The following is a 2,558-nucleotide window of genomic DNA, read 5'->3' as shown; positions in this document are numbered from 1 at the left end:
CTTGAGCTCTTAGTGGCGCAGCTAACGCATTAAGTTGACCGCCTGGGGAGTACGGCCGCAAGGTTAAAACTCAAATGAATTGACGGGGGCCCGCACAAGCGGTGGAGCATGTGGTTTAATTCGAAGCAACGCGAAGAACCTTACCAGGCCTTGACATCCAATGAACTTTCTAGAGATAGATTGGTGCCTTCGGGAACATTGAGACAGGTGCTGCATGGCTGTCGTCAGCTCGTGTCGTGAGATGTTGGGTTAAGTCCCGTAACGAGCGCAACCCTTGTCCTTAGTTACCAGCACGTTATGGTGGGCACTCTAAGGAGACTGCCGGTGACAAACCGGAGGAAGGTGGGGATGACGTCAAGTCATCATGGCCCTTACGGCCTGGGCTACACACGTGCTACAATGGTCGGTACAAAGGGTTGCCAAGCCGCGAGGTGGAGCTAATCCCATAAAACCGATCGTAGTCCGGATCGCAGTCTGCAACTCGACTGCGTGAAGTCGGAATCGCTAGTAATCGCGAATCAGAATGTCGCGGTGAATACGTTCCCGGGCCTTGTACACACCGCCCGTCACACCATGGGAGTGGGTTGCACCAGAAGTAGCTAGTCTAACCTTCGGGAGGACGGTTACCACGGTGTGATTCATGACTGGGGTGAAGTCGTAACAAGGTAGCCGTAGGGGAACCTGCGGCTGGATCACCTCCTTAATCGACGACATCAGCTGCTTCATAAGCTCCCACACGAATTGCTTGATTCATTGAAGAAGACGATAGAAGCAGCTTTAAGCTCCAAGCTGATAGCTCCAAGCTAACAGTTACAAGCTCGAAATTGGGTCTGTAGCTCAGTTGGTTAGAGCGCACCCCTGATAAGGGTGAGGTCGGCAGTTCGAATCTGCCCAGACCCACCAATTTTGTTATGGGGCCATAGCTCAGCTGGGAGAGCGCCTGCCTTGCACGCAGGAGGTCAGCGGTTCGATCCCGCTTGGCTCCACCATAAACTGCTTCTGAAAGCTTAGAAATGAGCATTCACTTTGAATGTTGATTTCTAGTCTTTTGATTAGATCGTTCTTTAAAAATTTGGGTATGTGATAGAAAGATAGACTGAACGTTACTTTCACTGGTAACGGATCAGGCTAAGGTAAAATTTGTGAGTTCTCTTTTAATTAAGAATGCAAATTTTCGGCGAATGTCGTCTTCATAGTATAACCAGATTGCTTGGGGTTATATGGTCAAGTGAAGAAGCGCATACGGTGGATGCCTTGGCAGTCAGAGGCGATGAAAGACGTGGTAGCCTGCGATAAGCTTCGGGGAGTCGGCAAACAGACTTTGATCCGGAGATCTCTGAATGGGGGAACCCAGCCATCATAAGATGGTTATCTTGTACTGAATACATAGGTGCAAGAGGCGAACCAGGGGAACTGAAACATCTAAGTACCCTGAGGAAAAGAAATCAACCGAGATTCCCTTAGTAGTGGCGAGCGAACGGGGACTAGCCCTTAAGTGGCTTTGAGATTAGCGGAACGCTCTGGAAAGTGCGGCCATAGTGGGTGATAGCCCTGTACGCGAAAATCTCTTAGTCATGAAATCGAGTAGGACGGGGCACGAGAAACCTTGTCTGAATATGGGGGGACCATCCTCCAAGGCTAAATACTACTGACTGACCGATAGTGAACTAGTACCGTGAGGGAAAGGCGAAAAGAACCCCGGAGAGGGGAGTGAAATAGATCCTGAAACCGTATGCGTACAAGCAGTGGGAGCAGACTTTGTTCTGTGACTGCGTACCTTTTGTATAATGGGTCAGCGACTTATTTTCAGTGGCAAGCTTAACCGAATAGGGGAGGCGTAGCGAAAGCGAGTCTTAATAGGGCGTCTAGTCGCTGGGAATAGACCCGAAACCGGGCGATCTATCCATGGGCAGGTTGAAGGTTAGGTAACACTGACTGGAGGACCGAACCGACTACCGTTGAAAAGTTAGCGGATGACCTGTGGATCGGAGTGAAAGGCTAATCAAGCTCGGAGATAGCTGGTTCTCCTCGAAAGCTATTTAGGTAGCGCCTCATGTATCACTGTAGGGGGTAGAGCACTGTTTCGGCTAGGGGGTCATCCCGACTTACCAAACCGATGCAAACTCCGAATACCTACAAGTGCCGAGCATGGGAGACACACGGCGGGTGCTAACGTCCGTCGTGAAAAGGGAAACAACCCAGACCGTCAGCTAAGGTCCCAAAGTTATGGTTAAGTGGGAAACGATGTGGGAAGGCTTAGACAGCTAGGAGGTTGGCTTAGAAGCAGCCACCCTTTAAAGAAAGCGTAATAGCTCACTAGTCGAGTCGGCCTGCGCGGAAGATGTAACGGGGCTCAAACCATACACCGAAGCTACGGGTATCACGTAAGTGATGCGGTAGAGGAGCGTTCTGTAAGCCTGTGAAGGTGAGTTGAGAAGCTTGCTGGAGGTATCAGAAGTGCGAATGCTGACATGAGTAACGACAATGGGTGTGAAAAACACCCACGCCGAAAGACCAAGGTTTCCTGCGCAACGTTAATCGACGCAGGGTTAGTCGGT

The 2,558-nt window shown here is 50.5% G+C and carries 2 tRNA genes and 2 rRNA genes; all 4 read left to right on the top strand.

Annotated features, from left to right (window positions below):
• Positions 1-703: ribosomal RNA gene (locus BM382_RS31345) — 16S ribosomal RNA — on the top strand; the annotation flags it as partial.
• A gap of 123 nt (positions 704-826) precedes the next feature.
• Positions 827-903 (top strand) — tRNA-Ile (locus BM382_RS31340).
• Positions 904-913: 10 nt separating this feature from the next.
• Positions 914-989: transfer RNA gene (locus BM382_RS31335), tRNA-Ala, on the top strand.
• Positions 990-1,222: 233 nt separating this feature from the next.
• Positions 1,223-2,558 (top strand): 23S ribosomal RNA (locus tag BM382_RS31330); the annotation flags it as partial.

Origin of the sequence: Pseudomonas sp. NFPP25 (assembly GCF_900116505.1) — a bacterium.
GTDB lineage: Bacteria > Pseudomonadota > Gammaproteobacteria > Pseudomonadales > Pseudomonadaceae > Aquipseudomonas > Aquipseudomonas protegens.
Note: the sequence above shows the minus strand (reverse complement) of the source record. Positions and strands in the feature narration are given on the sequence as shown.